This is a genomic window from Streptomyces sp. NPDC055243, assembly GCF_044544025.1.
GTDB lineage: Bacteria > Actinomycetota > Actinomycetes > Streptomycetales > Streptomycetaceae > Streptomyces.
In genome coordinates, this window is the sequence record NZ_JBITWR010000016.1 from 162,565 (window position 1) to 178,088 (window position 15,524).

17 protein-coding genes are annotated in these 15,524 nt (G+C 70.6%); 9 read left to right on the forward strand and 8 right to left on the reverse strand.

Annotation, left to right across the window (positions count from 1 at the left end; translation table 11 throughout):
* Positions 1–59 precede the first annotated feature (59 nt).
* The 3 genes from ACIGXX_RS35325 to ACIGXX_RS35335 form a co-directional block, all read right to left on the reverse strand.
* A complete protein-coding gene (locus ACIGXX_RS35325) occupies positions 60–752 on the reverse strand; it encodes a class F sortase (protein WP_361467329.1) in 693 nt (230 codons plus the stop codon).
* A 109-nt stretch (positions 753–861) separates the two neighbouring features.
* Positions 862–1,251 carry a hypothetical protein gene (locus ACIGXX_RS35330; protein ID WP_351169577.1) on the reverse strand — a complete coding sequence of 130 codons (390 nt, stop codon included), beginning with the start codon at positions 1,249–1,251 and terminating at the stop codon, positions 862–864.
* A gap of 195 nt (positions 1,252–1,446) precedes the next feature.
* The gene (locus ACIGXX_RS35335; RefSeq protein ID WP_383826065.1) at positions 1,447–3,876 is read right to left on the reverse strand and encodes a phosphoketolase; all 2,430 of its coding nucleotides are present in this window, start codon (positions 3,874–3,876) and stop codon (positions 1,447–1,449) included.
* A 267-nt stretch (positions 3,877–4,143) separates the two neighbouring features.
* Between ACIGXX_RS35335 and ACIGXX_RS35340 the strand changes: the two genes are divergently transcribed.
* Entirely contained in the window at positions 4,144–5,022 is an 879-nt protein-coding gene (locus ACIGXX_RS35340) for an FCD domain-containing protein (RefSeq protein ID WP_361467326.1), read from the forward strand.
* Here ACIGXX_RS35340 and ACIGXX_RS35345 read toward each other — a convergent pair.
* Entirely contained in the window at positions 5,012–6,451 is a 1,440-nt protein-coding gene (locus ACIGXX_RS35345) for an exo-alpha-sialidase (protein ID WP_399981921.1), read from the reverse strand. The genes ACIGXX_RS35340 and ACIGXX_RS35345 overlap by 11 nt on opposite strands.
* A gap of 353 nt (positions 6,452–6,804) precedes the next feature.
* The gene (locus ACIGXX_RS35350) at positions 6,805–7,536 is read right to left on the reverse strand and encodes an FCD domain-containing protein (RefSeq protein ID WP_351169589.1); all 732 of its coding nucleotides are present in this window, start codon (positions 7,534–7,536) and stop codon (positions 6,805–6,807) included.
* A 248-nt stretch (positions 7,537–7,784) separates the two neighbouring features.
* Between ACIGXX_RS35350 and ACIGXX_RS35355 the strand changes: the two genes are divergently transcribed.
* On the forward strand, positions 7,785–8,084 hold the full coding sequence (locus ACIGXX_RS35355) for a hypothetical protein (protein ID WP_351169592.1): 300 nt from the start codon (positions 7,785–7,787) through the stop codon (positions 8,082–8,084).
* Here ACIGXX_RS35355 and ACIGXX_RS35360 read toward each other — a convergent pair.
* A complete protein-coding gene (locus tag ACIGXX_RS35360) occupies positions 8,023–8,505 on the reverse strand; it encodes a hypothetical protein (protein WP_399981926.1) in 483 nt (160 codons plus the stop codon). The genes ACIGXX_RS35355 and ACIGXX_RS35360 overlap by 62 nt on opposite strands.
* Positions 8,506–8,934: 429 nt before the next feature.
* Here ACIGXX_RS35360 and ACIGXX_RS35365 point away from each other — a divergent pair, with 429 nt between their 5' ends.
* Entirely contained in the window at positions 8,935–9,432 is a 498-nt protein-coding gene (locus tag ACIGXX_RS35365) for a MarR family transcriptional regulator (RefSeq protein ID WP_351169598.1), read from the forward strand.
* Between the two features lie 33 nt (positions 9,433–9,465).
* Here ACIGXX_RS35365 and ACIGXX_RS35370 read toward each other — a convergent pair whose 3' ends face one another.
* Positions 9,466–10,629 carry a PP2C family protein-serine/threonine phosphatase gene (locus tag ACIGXX_RS35370; protein ID WP_351169601.1) on the reverse strand — a complete coding sequence of 388 codons (1,164 nt, stop codon included), beginning with the start codon at positions 10,627–10,629 and terminating at the stop codon, positions 9,466–9,468.
* Between the two features lie 306 nt (positions 10,630–10,935).
* On the opposite strand from ACIGXX_RS35370, the gene ACIGXX_RS35375 reads away from it, so the two are divergent.
* The 3 genes from ACIGXX_RS35375 to ACIGXX_RS35385 all read left to right on the forward strand — a co-directional run bounded on the left by ACIGXX_RS35375 (position 10,936) and on the right by ACIGXX_RS35385 (position 12,554).
* Positions 10,936–11,862, forward strand: coding sequence for an RNA polymerase sigma factor SigF (locus ACIGXX_RS35375; protein ID WP_383826078.1), 927 nt, complete (start codon positions 10,936–10,938; stop codon positions 11,860–11,862).
* 98 nt (positions 11,863–11,960) lie between these two features.
* A complete protein-coding gene (locus tag ACIGXX_RS35380; RefSeq protein ID WP_366464749.1) occupies positions 11,961–12,185 on the forward strand; it encodes a DUF5133 domain-containing protein in 225 nt (74 codons plus the stop codon).
* A 129-nt stretch (positions 12,186–12,314) separates the two neighbouring features.
* Positions 12,315–12,554, forward strand: coding sequence for a DUF5133 domain-containing protein (locus ACIGXX_RS35385; RefSeq protein WP_351169607.1), 240 nt, complete (start codon positions 12,315–12,317; stop codon positions 12,552–12,554).
* A gap of 185 nt (positions 12,555–12,739) precedes the next feature.
* Here ACIGXX_RS35385 and ACIGXX_RS35390 read toward each other — a convergent pair whose 3' ends face one another.
* Positions 12,740–13,066 carry a plasmid stabilization protein gene (locus tag ACIGXX_RS35390; protein ID WP_351169610.1) on the reverse strand — a complete coding sequence of 109 codons (327 nt, stop codon included), beginning with the start codon at positions 13,064–13,066 and terminating at the stop codon, positions 12,740–12,742.
* A 450-nt stretch (positions 13,067–13,516) separates the two neighbouring features.
* On the opposite strand from ACIGXX_RS35390, the gene ACIGXX_RS35395 reads away from it, so the two are divergent.
* The 3 genes from ACIGXX_RS35395 (at position 13,517) to ACIGXX_RS35405 (ending at position 15,481) form a co-directional block, all read left to right on the forward strand.
* Positions 13,517–14,362 (forward strand): SigB/SigF/SigG family RNA polymerase sigma factor, encoded by an 846-nt coding sequence (locus tag ACIGXX_RS35395; RefSeq protein ID WP_399981934.1) that lies wholly within the window; start codon positions 13,517–13,519, stop codon positions 14,360–14,362.
* A 119-nt stretch (positions 14,363–14,481) separates the two neighbouring features.
* Positions 14,482–14,829 (forward strand): DUF6191 domain-containing protein, encoded by a 348-nt coding sequence (locus ACIGXX_RS35400; protein ID WP_399981937.1) that lies wholly within the window; start codon positions 14,482–14,484, stop codon positions 14,827–14,829.
* Between the two features lie 187 nt (positions 14,830–15,016).
* A complete protein-coding gene (locus tag ACIGXX_RS35405) occupies positions 15,017–15,481 on the forward strand; it encodes a peroxiredoxin (protein ID WP_351169619.1) in 465 nt (154 codons plus the stop codon).
* Positions 15,482–15,524 lie beyond the last annotated feature (43 nt).

Here is a 15,524-nt window from a genome sequence, read left to right on the forward strand (position 1 = left end):
GCTCTTGGCGGCCGCCGAGGACCGCCGAGGGCCCCGCGGGCCACTGAAAGTCACTGAAGTCACTGAGGGGCGCTCGGCCGGGAGCTGGAGCCGGTCAGGTGGGCGTAGACGACGATGTTGCCGGAATAGCCGTCGCTCTTGCTGTAGTTGCCACCGCAGGTGATGAGGCGCAGCTCGGGGCGCGCCCGTGGCGCGTAGACCTTGGTGCTGGGGAAGTCGTCCTTCTCGTACTCCTCGACGCCGTCGACGGTGAACTCCGCGGTGCGGCCGTCCTCACGGGTCACCTTGACCTTGGCGCCCTTCTTCAGGGCGCCGAGTCCGTAGAACACGGCGGGCCCCTCGGGGGTGTCGACGTGTCCGGCGATCACGGCGGTGCCGGTGCTGCCGGGCAGGGTGCCGGCCTCGTCCCATCCTGCGAGGTTGGCGTCGTCGGGCGGCGGCGCCTCGAGGCCGCCCTCCTCGGTCCTCGCCAGGTCGGTGAGCGGGGCGTCCACGTCGAGGACGGGGATCTTGACGCGGACGGGGGCCGACTCGGGCAAGGAGGCCGCCGCGGGCGCCGCGGCTTCGGCCCGGCCCGACTCGAAGGCCTTGGCCTGGGCGGCGGAGGGCCTGGGCGGGTTGCCGGAACCGGGCTCGTCGCCACCGGCAGCCGTCCAGGACCACACGCCGCCCAGGGCGAGGGCGGCGAGCGCACCCCAGGACCAGGTGCGGCGCCGCGGACGACGGGCCGTCGATGCGTAGGGGTGGGTCATGGTGCCGCCGTCCCTGCCCGGTTGAAGGTGAGTGGAGGTGGAAGTGACCCGGCCCCGCCGGGCGAGCCTGAGCTCTGCGCGGCGGGGCCGGTCGACCGGCAACGGGAGGTCAGCGCTGGCCGGAGGTCTTGCGACGGTGCATGTACACGGCGGCCGCGCCGACGGCCAGCACCGCGGCCCCGGCGGCCAGCTCCACCGGGTTGCTGCTGCCCTGCGCGCCGCCCGAACCGGCGTGCACGCCGCCCCTGACGGCCGGGTCCGTGGAGTCGCAGAACCGCTGCGCGGTGGAGGCGGCCATGTTGGCCTCGTCCTCGGCGGCCTTCTTCTCCTCCTGGGTCGCGTTCGGGTCGGCCTGCACCGTGTCGGCGTTCTTCTGCGTGATCTCCGCGTCGTCCAGGGCCTTCTGGCAATCGGCGGACACGGCCTGCGCGTTGGGGGCGGAGATCGCCAGCGCGGCGCCCGCAACGGCCAGACCGGTCAGCACTCGGATGGAACGCATGGATGTACCTCCAGTACGGGCACGGCCTCCGGGGCTCTCCTGCCGCGGAATGTATTGCTGGCGTCGACCGCGCCATTACCAACAGCCCTCCCGCCCCACGGCGTGTCGCTACCGGCGACACGCCACACGTCCCTCGCACGGCCCACACGGGGCCACTCGTCTGGCCGGAGAGAAGCCTTCGCCGGACGACCGGCTTCAGTCCTGCCAGGACCAGTCGCGCACCTCCGGCAGGTCGACACCGTGCGCACGCACGTAGGCGTGGTGGCGCAGCCGCGTGTCCTCCATCTCCTGTCGCACCTCGACCGCGCGGACTCCCAGGCCCGGCACCCGGTCGATGACGTCCATCACCAGGCGGAAGCGGTCCAGGTCGTTGGCGACCACCATGTCGAAGGGCGTGGTGGTCGTGCCGCGTTCCTTGTAGCCGCGCACATGCAGGTGCGGGTGGACCGCACGCCGGTAGGCGAGGCGGTGCACCAGCCAGGGGTAGCCGTGGAATCCGAAGATCACCGGCTTGTCGCGGGTGAACAGCGCGTCGAACTCCGCGTCCGGCATGCCGTGCGGGTGCTCGCCCTCCGGCATCAGCCGCGCGACGTCCACCACGTTGACCACGCGCACCGCGAGGTCGGGCAGGTGGGTGCGCAGCAGGCTCGCGGCCGCAAGGACCTCCAGGGTGGGCACGTCCCCGGCGCAGGCAAGCACGGCGTCCGGCTCCCGCTCGGAGGTCTCGCTGCCGGCCCAGGTCCACACACCGGCGCCCCGCGCGCAGTGCGCCCGTGCTTCGTCCAGGCTCAGCCAGTCGAAGCCGGGCTGTTTGCCGGCCACGATCACGTTCACGTAGTCGCGTGAGGCCAGGCAGTGCTCTGCGGTGGACAGCAGTGTGTTGGTGTCCGGCGGCAGGTAGACCCGTACCGCCTCGGGGCTCTTGTTGAGGACGTGTCCGATGAATCCGGGGTCCTGGTGCGAGAAGCCGTTGTGGTCCTGGCGCCACACATGGGAGGTCAGCAGGTAGTTCAGTGAGGCGATCGGCGCCCGCCAGGGCAGCTCGCGGGTGGTGCGCAGCCATTTGATGTGCTGGTTGACCATCGAGTCGACGATGTGCACGAACGCCTCGTAGCAGGAGAAGAGGCCGTGGCGCCCCGTCAGGAGGTAGCCCTCGAGCCATCCCTGGCAGGTGTGCTCGGAGAGGATCTCCATCACCCGCCCGTGCCGGGAGAGGTGTTCGTCCACGTCGTGGATCTCCTCCTGCCAGGCCTTCCCGGACGCTCCGTAGACCGCGTCGAGCCGGTTGGATGCGGTCTCGTCCGGACCGACGATCCGGAAGTCGCGCCGGTCGGCGGTGTCGGCCATGATCTGCCGCAGGTAGTCGCCGAGGACCCGGGTCGGCTCGTGCAGGGTGGCGCCCGGCTTGTCCACCTCGACCGCGAACTGTTCGAGCGGCTTGAGCGGCAGCGACCGCAGGAGCAGCCCGCCGTTGGCGTGCGGGCTGGCGCCCAGGCGCAGTGTGCCCCGCGGCGCGCTGTCGATCAGCCCGGGGTCGGGGCGCCCCTGGGCGTCGAACAGCTCCTCGGGCCGGTAGGAGCGCAGCCATTCCTCCAGCTGGTGGCGGTGCTCGGCGCTCTCCCTGACGTTGGCGAGCGGCACCTGGTGAGCGCGCCAGGTGCCCTCCACCGGCTTGCCGTCCACCGTCCTGGGCCCGGTCCAGCCCTTCGGCGTACGAAGAACGATCATGGGCCAGCGGGGTGCGGGGGCGTCCTTGGGGCGCTCGGCGTCTCCATCTGCCCTGGCCGCACGCTGGATGGCGGTGATGGTGTCGAGGCAGTGGTCCAGGGCGACCGCGAAGTCCCGGTGGACGGTCATGGGGTCGTCGCCGGTGACGTGCACGGGTTCGTATCCGTATCCGCGCATCAGGTCGTCGAGCTGGCTCTCGGGCAGCCGGGCCGGGATCGTCGGGTTGGCGATCTTGTAGCCGTTCAGGTGCAGGACGGGCAGCACCGCGCCGTCGTGCACCGGGTCCAGGAAGGTGTTGGAGTGCCAGGAGGCGGCCAGCGGTCCGGTCTCGGACTCTCCGTCGCCGATGACGCACACCGACAGCAGGTCCGGGTTGTCGAAGGCGGCGCCGTAGGCGTGCGAGAGGGAGTAGCCCAGCTCGCCGCCCTCGTGGATGGAGCCGGGTGTCTCGGGGGCGACATGGCTGGGGACCCCTCCGGGGAACGAGAACTGCCGGAACAGCCGGGTCATGCCCTCCCCGTCGCGGGTGACGTCGGGGTAGGTCTCGGTGTACGTGCCGTCCAGCCAGGAGTTGGCGAGGACCGCGGGCCCGCCGTGTCCGGGGCCCCAGACGCAGACGGTCGCCAGCTCGCGCGCCTTGATGACGCGGTTGAGGTGGGCGTGCACGAGGTTGAGTCCGGGCGAGGTGCCGAAGTGGCCGAGGAGGCGCGGCTTGATGTCCTCGACCGTCAGGGGGCGCCGCAGCAGGGCGTTGTCCATCAGGTAGATCTGCCCCACCGAGAGGTAATTGGCCGCCCTCCAATACCGCTCCAACGCCCGCAGTTCGGCGTCGGAGGGTGGTGCGGCCGGTGAGGCCGGGTTCGGGCTCGGGCTCGGGTTCGCCGCGGGATCGCCCATGGCTGCTCCTTACGAAGGGGGACTGCCGGCCGGACGTCACGGCGATGGACCGGATGAGTGACGGGTCACGCTCAACGTAACGGCGCACCGGATCACCCGCCTCCGGGAGTCGGCCGGACGCATGGCCCGCCGGGACGTCCCGGCCCCGCGTTATCTTGCTCGGGGCGCGGGGCGCGGGGCGCGGGGCGCGGGGAGAGCAGGCCGTCGCCTAACGGCACAGCAGTCACAGCCGCCGCAGGCAAGGATCGGAACATCGAGGAGCTGAACATGGGGGCACCGGACGCGCCGGAGACGGCCAAGAGGCTGCGGGCGATCAGCGACGAGCTGGCGGACCGCTTCTATGAGCGTGCCGACGTGGTGCGGACGCTGCTGGTGACTCTCCTTGCCGGTCAGCACTCGCTGGTGCTCGGCCCGCCCGGGACGGCGAAGTCCGAACTGGCCCGGGAGCTCACGGGCAGGATCGAGGGTGCCGGACGCCGGCTCAAGGAGCTGATCCTGGAACGCAGGCTGGCCCCCGGGGACGCGCTGCCCACGGAGGCCGAGCTGACGGAGCTCTTCGGGGTCGGCCGGGTGTCGGTGCGCGAGGCCCTCAAGGCGCTCCAGGCCGTCAACGTCGTCGAGATCCGCCGCGGCCACGGCACCTTCGTCGGCTCGCTCTCCCTCTCGCCGTTCGCCGAGGGCCTCGCCTTCCGGGCCGCCGTCCGCCACCGCCTGGGCGAGCCGGGGCTCTTCGAGCTGATGAAGGTGCGCGAAGCCCTGGAGGCGGGGCTGGTCGGCGCGGTCACCGCCGGCATCCCCGCCGAGGACCTCGCCGTGCTGCGCGCCCTGGTCGCCGAGATGGAGACCGAGGCGGGCGCGGGACGGGTGGCGCGCTCCACCGACCGCGCCTTCCATCTGGCGCTCTACGCCTCGCTCGACAGCCATCTGCTCAGCGAGGTCCTCGACGCGTTCTGGGCCGCCATGGACCGCGTACGCGAAGATCTCGACGACGGCCATCAGGACCCGGACGCCACCTGCGCCCAGCACCGCGAGATCGTCGACGCGCTCGCGGCGGGCGACGGCGAGCGGGCGGTGCGCGCCATGCGGACCCACTTCGACGGCATCCGCACCCGCCTGGACCCGGCCCTCTCCCTGCCTAGGGAGTGATCGCCACGGTCGCGCTGCCCGCGGCCCGCTTGCCGCCGGTCCGGTAGGTGGCGGTGACCCCGGCGCTGCCCGAGGCGTCCTGCGCCGCGGTGACCGGGACCCTGACGGTGGCCCCCTGGCCCGGGTCGAGCGCGGGCACGGCGACCTGACGGGTCGTCCACCCGGCCGGGACGGTGAGATCGATCGTGCCCTGGGCGCGACGCGTGTCCATCCGGTTGACCACCCGGACCTCCAACTCCCCGCTCACGCCCGCCTTCAGGCGGGCGGGCGGCGCGATGGTGATGTCCGCGCAGGTGCCGCCCAGCCAGTCCAGGTCGAAAGAGGCGTAGGTGATGTGTGCGTAGTCGCCGCGCTCGTAGAGCAGTCCCACCCGCCCGTTCGGCAGCCGGGTCAGTGTCGAGTAGGCCGCGCTGCCCGGATCGACGACCTTCCTGATGGGCCAGGTCCTGCCGTTGTCGCAGGACATCTTCACGGTGAGGTTGCGCCGCGCCGCGGCGTCCTCGGTGTTGCTGAACAGCAGCCATGAGGACTGCGGGTGCGAAGCGGGGGCCTCGGCGTCGTAGCGCATGATCGAGGCGTTGTTCGCCGGGTCGGTGAGCTGGGTGTCCTGGGTGAACGGGGTGTAGTTGACCCCGCCGTCGGTCGAGTAGGCGATCGTCCGGTAGGGCTTCGAACGGTTGTTGAGCATGATCCTGCCGTCGGACAGCTCGACGGTCTTGTTCTCGTCCCCGCCGGGACCGACCGGATTGCCCATCCTCCAGGTCGCCCCGTGGTCGTCGCTGTAGGCACTGGCCGCGTAGTTGGCGCCGTCGATGCGGACGGCGTACTGCTGGAGCAGCCGGCCCTTGTGCGGGCCGCGGCGCAGCTGGATGCCCTCGCCCGACGCCGCGAACATTCCCGCCCAGGCAGGGTCCTTGATCTGCTCGGTGATGCGGCGGTGGGTCCAGGTCAGCCCGTCGTCGTCCGAGTAGCTGTAGTCGGCCTGGAGGATGTCCGGGTCACTCTCGTCGTTGCCGGTGCCCGAGCCGGGGAAGCCCTGGTTCACGGAGGAGGCGTAGAAGACGAAGATCCGGCCGGTGGTGCGGTCGACGAGCAGACTCGGGTCGCCGTGGCCCTTGGGCGCGGCGTCCTTGCGCACCACTTGTTGGGCCTGCCAGGTCACGCCTCCGTCGGTGCTCCGGCGCAGTACGACGCCGAGGTTGCCCGGCAGGTCGCCCAGGGTGGGCCTGGCGTCGTAGGCCGCGAGCAGCGTGCCCTCGACGGAGGTGGTCAGGGCGGGGATGCGGTAGTACGGCGAACCCACTCCGTTGGCGGTCAGGTCCTGGGAGGTCAGCTCCCCCGAGTCGGCGGGGGCGCCGTGGGCGGTGCCGGTCGCGGCGCTCACGAGCACCGCGACGGACAGCAGGGCGACGGGGACTCTTCGGTGCATGGAGGATCTCTCTTCTCGGAAGGGGGTGGGGCTTCTCGGAAGGGATGTGCCGCCGTCAGGAGCGGTCGGCCCGCGCGAGCGGCGGGCCCCAGATCGCGTCCATCATCGCGATCGGGACCAGCGCGGGAGCGGTGCCGCGCGGCGGGTGAGACCGGGAAGCCGGACGCGAACGCCGGACACCGAACGCCGGACGCCGGACGCCGGACGCCGGACGCATCAGACAGAAGACGTCTGATGTCCTGACGGCAGACGGGACCTTAGGCAGCGCCCTCCCGGGCCGTCAAGGCCCCGCTCTGCCGGGAGCGCGCCCCGGCAGAGCCATGAGAAGACACGAGAAGACAGGGACGACCAGGTCAGGCCTGCGCGGCGTCCCGGGCGCGGGCCTCGGAGATCCGGCGCCGCACCGGCGCGTAGTGCTCGCCCAGCGACTTCATGAAGGCGGCGGCGTCACCGGCACGCGCGGCGTCCACGATGCTCTGGTGCGCGGCCACGGTCTCGGCCTCGTCGGCGTGCGTGAACCCGTCCAGATGCGGCGCGACGATCGCGTACACGTCCCAGAAGGCCATCGAGAGCTGCTCGACGAGCTCATTACCCAGCGGCTCCACGAGCAGCGCGTGGAAGGCGCGGTCCGCCTCCACGAAGCCGCGCCCCTCCCCCGCGCCCTGCTCGCGCATGGCGGCCACGAGGCGATCGAGCGCGTCGAGTTGGCCGGGGCTGAGCGTGGTGACGATCCGGTCGGCCATCCCGCGCTCGACGAGCTCGCGTACGTCGACGAGGTCGGCCAGGACCTGGAAGTCGTCGCCCGGCGAGAGAAGACCGCGGAAGGTCAGACTCTCCACCAGGGCGGACAGGCTCAGCCGGCCGACATAGGTGCCGTAGCCGTGGCGGACCTCGACGATGTCCAGGGCGTTGAGGATCTTGACGGCCTCGCGCACGCTGGAGCGGCTCGCGCCCAGCGCCTCACACAGGGCCGGCTCGGTGGGCAGCGGGTCTCCGGGGCGCAGCCGCTCCTCGAGGATGTAGCGCTTGATGCCCTCGACGACTTCCTGCCGGAGCAGCTGCCGGCCGGGCTTCGCGCCGGACATGGGTGAACTCCCCACCTCTTGACCCCTCTCGATCGTCGAGCTACGTCCCCACGCTACCAAGGCATCAGACATCGGACGTCTTACGCATAAGGTGCACGGTCCTCGCGATCCCGCGTTCCCCTCTGCCGCGTGCCCATCCCTGGCTCCCGCCGCTGTCCGGGTGGATTTGCGGCGGGGCACGTCTGTGCGCTCGGGGAAGAGGGGAGGCCCTCACTACACCCCATGATCACGTACCTGAAAGGGACCCCATGCGTATTCGTACCGCCTTGGCCGCCACCGCCCTCTCCGCCGCCGCCGTCCTGGGCGCCGCCGGCACCGCCCTCGCCGACGAGGGCCACGACCAGGGCTGGCATGGTGGCTACGCCTTCGAGAACCTCGGCGGCCCCGCCGGGATCACCGAGGGCGCCGGCTACGGCGCGAGCGGCCACGACAAGGCCTGGCAGGGTGGCTACTACACCTTCGAGAACCTCGGCGGTCCCGCCGGGATCACCGAGGGCTCCGGTCACGGCACGGGCGGCTTCCACGGGCAGTTCGACGGCAACCACTGACACACCTCGAAAAGAGGGGGCCCGCCACGTGCGGGCCCCCTCTTTTCGGTCTGCGCGTTCTCCGGTGTGCGCGTGTCGCCCGCGCCCGGACGACACGGCGCGTCACCCACCAGGCGATCGAGAGGGAGAGGAAGAGGAGAGCGACGTCCGCCGCGACATGCACGAGCCCGGTCAGCGCGCTCCGGCCGATCAGCACCGAACCGGCCAGGCTGGTGAACCAGCCCGCCACCACCATCAGGGACACCACCACGGCGACCGGCACCCCGCCGAGCCCCACCGCACCGGCATTCGCGTCCGCATCGAAGCTGTCGGCAGCGGCGCCGCCGAGCGCGACCAGCAGCCAGAAGCCCAGGACCACGGGCAGAGCGGCGCTGAAGAGGATGGCCGGGAACCCGGCCGCGGCGTAGAGGAACTCCCCCATCCCCGCCCCCTTCGCGCCGCCGCAGCTCAGGTCCCGGAACCGGACCCGCTCGCACGGTCCGGCACCGGGACCCGCGCCCCCCGTTCCTGCCGTGGTCATCCTGGTCCGCGGGACGGCTGTGGCGCATTGCCGTATCCCGGCAGTCTTAACGCCTTCTTGATGCCGGGCAGCGAATCTCGGCGGAGTCACCTACCACTCAGCAAAGCTCAGGCCGGTTTCCACTATGATTCCTCGCACAACCGCCTGCGCCGAGACGCGATCCGGTGCTGCGTGCTCCACTTAAGACCCCCGTCGCACCGAGCCTCGTCCGCACGGCCCCCGGGCTCCGCGACCTGAGCGTCCTTGTCAGCCGAATCGGGTCACGGTGTGTGGATCGTGCCCCGGTGGCAAGACGTACCAGTGAGACAAGCCGATCGGAGTGTCAGCGATATGGGTCTGAGTCCCGAACCCGATCACAGGTCCCGGGATGCGGCTCATGCGGGTTCCGAGTTCATCGAACTGCTCGAGGTCATGTGGGAGCAGGGGCGTGAGGCCGTACCGACCGGCCCCGTGTCTCCGTCCCAGCTGCGCGTGCTGTACGCGCTGGACCGCGAGGAGGGCATCAATCTGCGGATGCTCTCCGAGGCCCTGGGGTCGGCCCCACCGTCCGTGAGCCGCCTGTGCGACCGGCTGCAGGCCACCGGACTGATCGAGCGTACGGCCAGTCCGGTCAGCCGACGCGAGTTGGAGCTTCGCCTGACCGGCCACGGCAGGGCCTACCTCGCCGACCTGCGAAAGCAGCGGGAGAGCATCCTGATGTCCACCATCGACGCCATGCCGCCCAAGGCCCGGCACGCGCTGCTCGAAGGACTCAGGGGTTTCCGTGACGTGGCGACCGCTTCGGAGCGGGACGACGGCGGAGCCAGAACCTGGCGCTCGGTCGGTTAGACCGCGCGCCAGGCCGGCCCTCGCCCGGCGCGGCTACCGTCCGAACCAGTCCAGACAGACCACCAGGGCGTCGTCGTCCAGGGGCAGCGATCCTCGGTAGTCCCCGAGATCACGCAGCACCGCCTGCGGCACCTGCGCCGCCGGCAGCAGGCGATGCGCGGACAGGGACCGTGCCAGCGCCCGCTCCCCGTACAGCTCCCCCGCCTCCGATACGCCGTTGTAGACCCCGTCGCTGCCCACCAGAATGCGGTCACCCGGTTCGAGGCGCAGGCGCTCGGCGACGTAGGCCGTCTCCTCGAACATCCCCAGCGGAAGCTGCGCGTCGAAGCCGACGGACTCGACCGAACGCCCGCGGAGCCGCCACATACGGGGGGATCCGGCGTCGACGGCCTCCACCTCGCCGGTGGCGAGATCGAAGCGCAGCAGCAGGACGGAGGCGTGCAGCTCGCCCCGGTACTGCGCGTAGACGGCCTGGTCGGCGAGGCTCGCCTGGCCGGGAAGGTCCAGCCCCGCGCGGCGGGCATTGCGCAGCGCGTTGACCACGAGGTTGGTGAGCAGCGCCGCCTCCATCCCCTCGCCCATGCCGTTGGTGACGGTGAGCGTGAGGTGGTGCGCCGAGACCGACCAGTCGAAGTTGTCGCCGAAGATCGCGTACGCGGGCTCCAGGTGGGCGCCCAGCGAGAACTCGGGGCGCGACACCGAGCGGCCGGGCAGCAACTGCCACTGCATCTCGGCGGCGAGCGTCAGGCGGGCGGCCCGGCGCGCGAGGAGATACAGGTCGGTGTCGCGTTCGGCGACGAGGATCTCGTGGCCCAGCGCCTCACAGACGCGCTGCATCTCCGGCAGGTCGGCCTGGTCGAAGTGCTCGTCGGGAACGACGACGGTGAGCACGCCCATCCGGTCTCCCCGGACGGTCACCGGCAGGTGCACGGTCGCCGCGCCGTCGACGGCCTGCGCCTCGATGCGAGCTTCCTGGGCGCCGAAGGCCCTGCCCTGCGGACTGCCCTGGATGGACACCGACTCGGAGGTGTACGGCACGTCCTCCACCACCTGGAGGGTGGTCAAGCCGTAGTCGGCGAGCCGCAGTTCGACCTCTTTGACCCCGTACTGCTCCCGCAGCGCCTCGGTCACGGCATCGAGCAACAAATGGGGCGCCGCACTGCGCAACGCCCGCTCGACGGCAGCGAATCTGTCCACGTGATCCTGCTTCTCGTTAATCCACGCCGAAGTGAGTGCCCGGCCGACAGCTCCCCCGGTCCGTCGGCCTTCGGCGTAAGGGGGCATGCACTCAGTCCAACACGGCGCGCCCGAGGAGTCACTCCGGTGGCTGGGGCTGTCAGGTATGGGCGAATGCCTGGCTGGAGCCGGGCAACCTCCCACATCGTACGATGCACGGCGGCAACTATTTCCCCACAGCAAGAAAAATTGGGTTAACGCACATGCCTCCCCCGAGGCGGGGCAGGGGCCGTACGAGGAAGTCGTACCACCAGGGGAGGTAGAGACATGTCACTGATCTCTGAACAAGCTGTTGAGACCGGGCGAGAGGACGAGGCGTCGGTCTTGGAGGAGACGCGAAACTTGGACGATGCTCCGGACTTGGGCGACGCGTCCGCCGTCGAGGGTGCGCTGCCCTGGATCGAGGACACGGACAAGGTGGCCCCGAAGGACGCCCGCGCGCTGTCGAAACTGTTCTTCGACCGGCTGCAGACCTTGGAAGAGGGCACGCACGAGTACCAATACGCACGCAACACCCTTATCGAGATGAACCTGACCCTCGTGCAGTTCGCGGCCCGCCGGTTCCGCAACCGGGGCAACGGCGACATGGAAGAGATCATCCAGGTCGGCACCATCGGCCTCATCAAGGCCATCGACCGGTTCGACCTCAGCCGCGAGGTCGAGTTCGCCACCTTTGCCGTCCCGTACATCCTCGGTGAGATCAAGCGGTTCTTCCGTGACACCACCTGGGCCGTGCACGTACCGCGCCGGCTCCAGGAGCTGCGCGTGGAACTCGCCAAGGCGAAGGAGGAGCTCTCCGCCCGTCTCGACCACGACCCGACCGTCAAGGAGCTCGCCGAGCACCTCTCCATCACCGAGGAAGAGGTCATAGACGGCATCGTCGCCTCGAACGGCTACACCGCCGGTTCCCTGGAGGCGCCCACCGACGGCGGCGAGAGCGCGTCCGCCCCGACGCGCACCCTGGCCGACGTGATGGGCGGTCCCGACCCCGCCATGGAGACGGTGGAGAACCTGCACACCCTGGCACCGCTGCTGGACGAACTCGACGAGCGGGAGCGCCGCATCATCGAGATGCGCTTCGGCCAGGAGATGACGCAGTCGCAGATCGGAGCCGAACTCGGCTTCTCCCAGATGCACATCTCCCGCCTCCTGACCGGGACCCTCACCAAGCTCCGCACCGGAATGCTGGCCTGACGCCGGCATCCGCGGCACCCGACCCGTCGGGAAGACGAGACATCGCGACACCGAGAGACGAGACATCGCGACACCGAGAAGCGAGAAGGAGAAACACCGTGCTGATGGCTCACCCCGCGATACTGCGTGACCTCGTTGAGCAGTACGGCACGCTCACGGTTCTGCAGGCCGAACAGGGCACCCAGGAGACCCGGCGCCAGCTGGAGGACGTCACCTACACGCTGTGCGTCTCCACCGGCACCCACACCGCCGAAGCAGCGCTGATCGCCGCGGAGGAGCAGCTGATCACAGCCTTCCGCGATGAACCGGCCGCGAGCGTATAGCCGTCGGCCGCCTCAACTCGTCCAGCGGGTACGCCCGCTGATGGATCACCTGATGGATCACCGTTCGTGGGCCTCGGGGCGCCGACAGCGCCCCGAGGCCGACTGAGTCATACCCTGGAGAAGAATTTCATGCTGCTGGCACACCCCGTCGTCCTGCGGGACCTGGTGGAGCGCTACAAGGCCCTGGCCGTGCTGCGCGCCGACCGGGGAGGCGCCGCGAGTCGGCAGGAGTACGAAGACGTGGCCTACAGCCTGTGCCTGGCCACCGGCACCAGCGACATCGACGCCGCCGTGGTGGCCGCGAGCCATCAGCTGCCCGGCGCCCGCCCCGCCGACGACTCACTGCTGTCGGCCGACGCCCTGAGCTGACGCCCCGGCCGGCCCACGGCCGGCCGCCGAGGAAGGCCGTCGATCGGCCGCACCCCAATGCGGCCGATCGACGAAGCCAAGCGTCCGAGGCCGTTCCGACGCTTCGCACCCCGCGTCACGTGTGCCCCATCCGTTCCTCGGCATGCGTAGCGCGTCAGGTGAACATCGCCCGGCCGGCGGCACCGTCAGCGGCCGAGTGCCTTCTTGAGCTCCTGCTTGTTCATGGACGAGCGGCCCTCGATGTTCTTCTTCTTGGCCTCGGCGTACAGCTGATCCTTCGTCGGGCCCTGCGCGCCGCTGTGCGAGCGCTCGCCGCCTCGCTCGTACGCCGACTTCTTGTCCCGCGTCGACGTCTTGCCGGCCGTCTTCGACTCACCCGAGCGGGCCCGCTCCTTGTTGACCGTCCGGGCGGCGATCTCCTTCGCCCGCTCGGGCGAGGTGCCGCGGTCCTCGGCGCTCTCCTTGATGTGCTCGTACTGGCGTTCACGCTTCTTGTTCGATCCAGCAGGCATGTGATGCCCCTTCCTTGTCTTCCTCGTCTCGCTCACCAGCGGGTTCGCCCGGTGCCGCGTCCTCATGATTCGTCGTGGCCGCGCGGGCCGCACGTCGGCGGACCGGCACGGGCGCCTTCTCCGGGCTCGCCCGGGGACGCCGCGGCAGCGAGCCGGGCCCCCTGCCGGTACGTGCGCTCAGGTACCCGGGAAGTACCGGGCGATACATGGCTCATGGGCGCGGCGAACGCCCTGCCGCGGGCCTTCGCGGGCCTTCTTTGACAGCGCCGGGGCAATCCGCGTACCTGGTGGTTGTTTCCTCTCCGAGTCGAGGGGCAGGCGGAGTTCGTGCTTCGGACCGGAGGCGCATTCGCGGGGAGCGGTGTGTTCACTCCCGCCGGATGTCCGGCTCCGGGGTCACCCCCGTTTCTCGCGGTCCCTTGTTGGCCCACCGCTGAGGAGCGATTCCAGATGCTTACCGATCTCGCCGCACCCTCCTCCCCTCGCCGCACGGCGACCAGGCACATCCACGACGACGCCCCCGACACCAAGGCGGCCGCCACCCACCTGGCCGCGCTCGATGACGGTCCCGAGCACGACCTGCTGTGCGAGGAGATCGTGACCGCATGGCTGCCGATGGCACACAGACTGGCCAGCCGGTTCCGCAACAAGGGCGAAACCATCGAAGACCTGCGTCAGGTCGCCGCGATGGGCCTGATCAAGGCCGTCAACCGGTACGAGCCCGAGCGCGGGGCCTTCGAGAGCTACGCAGTGCCCACCATCACCGGCGAACTGCGGCGCCACTTCCGCGACCGCATGTGGGACGTACGCGTGCCCCGGCGCGTCCAGGATCTGCGCAACAAGGTCCGGGTCGCGCGCCGCGATCTCCTGGAGCGGCCGGGAAGCGCCACCGAACCCGGCATCGCGGAGATCGCCGGGCACGCGGGGCTGACCGAGGACGAGGTCCGCGACGGGATGGAGGCCATGACCAGCTACAGCGCCCTGTCCCTGGACGCCGAGATATCGTCCGCCGACCCGGACGGATTCAGCCTGGCCGACACCCTGGGGGCGCCCGACCCGGCCTACGACTGCATCACCGACCGGGAGGCCGCCAAGGCAGGTCTGCGGCGGCTGCCGGAGCGTGAGCGGACCATCTTGTACCTGCGCTTCTTCGAGGACATGACGCAGAGCCGGATCGCGGAGGAGCTCGGCATCTCCCAGATGCACGTCTCCCGCCTCATCACCACCAGCTGCGCCCGCGTCCGCTCGGAGGCCACCCGCAAGAACGACGGCGCCGGGCACTCTCAAGCGGCGTGACGGCGGGTCGCGCCGTGCGCGCCGTGCGCGGTAGTTGAAGCTGCCCCTGGGGCGCCAGGGCCGCCCCAGGGGCTCGTTCGGGCCTCGTCGGCCCCGGTCCGGACACGGATACTGGGGCCATGGAGTTCGTCTTCTTCATGACCCTGCCCGGCCTTGTCATCCTGCTGACCGTCGTGGCCTTCGCCGACCAGCTGTTTCTCCGTGCAGGCCGCGCCGGACTGCTGCCGTGGCGCAACAGCGCCCGGCAGGGCCAGATATCGGCGACGGGTTTCGAGCAGCTCCACGCGAGCTTCTCGCCGGGGAAGCAGAACGAGCTCAAGGAACGGCAGTCGGCACTGGTGATGCCGGACGGCGAGGACAAAGGGGCGCCACCGCACCGCACGACGGTGGACCTCGACGCGGGGGTCGCGGTCGTTCGCGGGACGGAGCCGGCCGGTGAGGTCCGGGGCCGCTCCTCACTCGGGTGATCCGTCCCTCGGTTCCTCCACCGCTCTGGGTGAACCAGCCCGGGAGCGTCCCTTCTTACCGCCAAGTAGTATCGCGTGCCACCCTGCCTTGTGACGCCGAGCCGTGAGGAGACCCCGTGTCTGCCCGTCCCCCTGGTCCGCTCCTTCCTTCGTCCGCCTGCCTCCGCCCCTGCCGGGGAGCGCGGCGATGACCCGGATCCAAGTCGGCTCCCTCGTCGATGACTTCACGCTGCCCGACGAGACGGGCACGCCCACGTCCCTCACCTCGCTCCTGTCCGATGGCCCGGTGGTGGTGTTCTTCTATCCGGCCGCGATGACACCCGGCTGCACCTCGGAGGCATGCCACTTCCGGGACCTGGCGGCGGAGTTCGCGGCGGTGGGCGCCAAGCCGGTGGGGATCAGTTCGGACGCCGTCGAGCGCCAGCGCGAGTTCGCGGGGCTGCACACGCTCGGGTTCCCGCTGCTGTCCGATCCGCAGGGCGAGGTGCGCGGGCAGTTCGGCGTGGCACGCGGCTTCGGCCCCCTGCCGACCAAACGGGTCACCTTCGTCATCGGGACCGACCGCCGCGTCCTCGAGGTGGTGCGCAGCGAGTTCCGGATGAGCGCCCACGCGGACCGGGCCCTGGCGGCTCTGCGGTCCGCGGCCGGCTAGAGCACCGAACAGACCCGGCCCCCATGAAGGCCTGGGTGAAATG

Excerpts from the sequence above, each read along its gene's own strand:
- ACIGXX_RS35375 (WP_383826078.1), top strand. The coding sequence starts at position 10,936 with ATGTCACTGATCTCTGAACAAGCTGTTGAGACCGGGCGAGAGGACGAG.
- ACIGXX_RS35345 (WP_399981921.1), bottom strand. The coding sequence starts at position 6,451 with ATGCACCGAAGAGTCCCCGTCGCCCTGCTGTCCGTCGCGGTGCTCGTG.
- ACIGXX_RS35340 (WP_361467326.1), top strand. The coding sequence starts at position 4,144 with ATGGGGGCACCGGACGCGCCGGAGACGGCCAAGAGGCTGCGGGCGATC.
- ACIGXX_RS35365 (WP_351169598.1), top strand. The coding sequence starts at position 8,935 with ATGGGTCTGAGTCCCGAACCCGATCACAGGTCCCGGGATGCGGCTCAT.
- ACIGXX_RS35325 (WP_361467329.1), bottom strand. The coding sequence starts at position 752 with ATGACCCACCCCTACGCATCGACGGCCCGTCGTCCGCGGCGCCGCACC.
- ACIGXX_RS35360 (WP_399981926.1), bottom strand. The coding sequence starts at position 8,505 with ATGGGGGAGTTCCTCTACGCCGCGGCCGGGTTCCCGGCCATCCTCTTC.
- ACIGXX_RS35355 (WP_351169592.1), top strand. The coding sequence starts at position 7,785 with ATGCGTATTCGTACCGCCTTGGCCGCCACCGCCCTCTCCGCCGCCGCC.
- ACIGXX_RS35395 (WP_399981934.1), top strand. The coding sequence starts at position 13,517 with ATGCTTACCGATCTCGCCGCACCCTCCTCCCCTCGCCGCACGGCGACC.
- ACIGXX_RS35330 (WP_351169577.1), bottom strand. The coding sequence starts at position 1,251 with ATGCGTTCCATCCGAGTGCTGACCGGTCTGGCCGTTGCGGGCGCCGCG.
- ACIGXX_RS35350 (WP_351169589.1), bottom strand. The coding sequence starts at position 7,536 with ATGTCCGGCGCGAAGCCCGGCCGGCAGCTGCTCCGGCAGGAAGTCGTC.
- ACIGXX_RS35390 (WP_351169610.1), bottom strand. The coding sequence starts at position 13,066 with ATGCCTGCTGGATCGAACAAGAAGCGTGAACGCCAGTACGAGCACATC.
- ACIGXX_RS35400 (WP_399981937.1), top strand. The coding sequence starts at position 14,482 with ATGGAGTTCGTCTTCTTCATGACCCTGCCCGGCCTTGTCATCCTGCTG.
- ACIGXX_RS35385 (WP_351169607.1), top strand. The coding sequence starts at position 12,315 with ATGCTGCTGGCACACCCCGTCGTCCTGCGGGACCTGGTGGAGCGCTAC.
- ACIGXX_RS35405 (WP_351169619.1), top strand. The coding sequence starts at position 15,017 with ATGACCCGGATCCAAGTCGGCTCCCTCGTCGATGACTTCACGCTGCCC.
- ACIGXX_RS35335 (WP_383826065.1), bottom strand. The coding sequence starts at position 3,876 with ATGGGCGATCCCGCGGCGAACCCGAGCCCGAGCCCGAACCCGGCCTCA.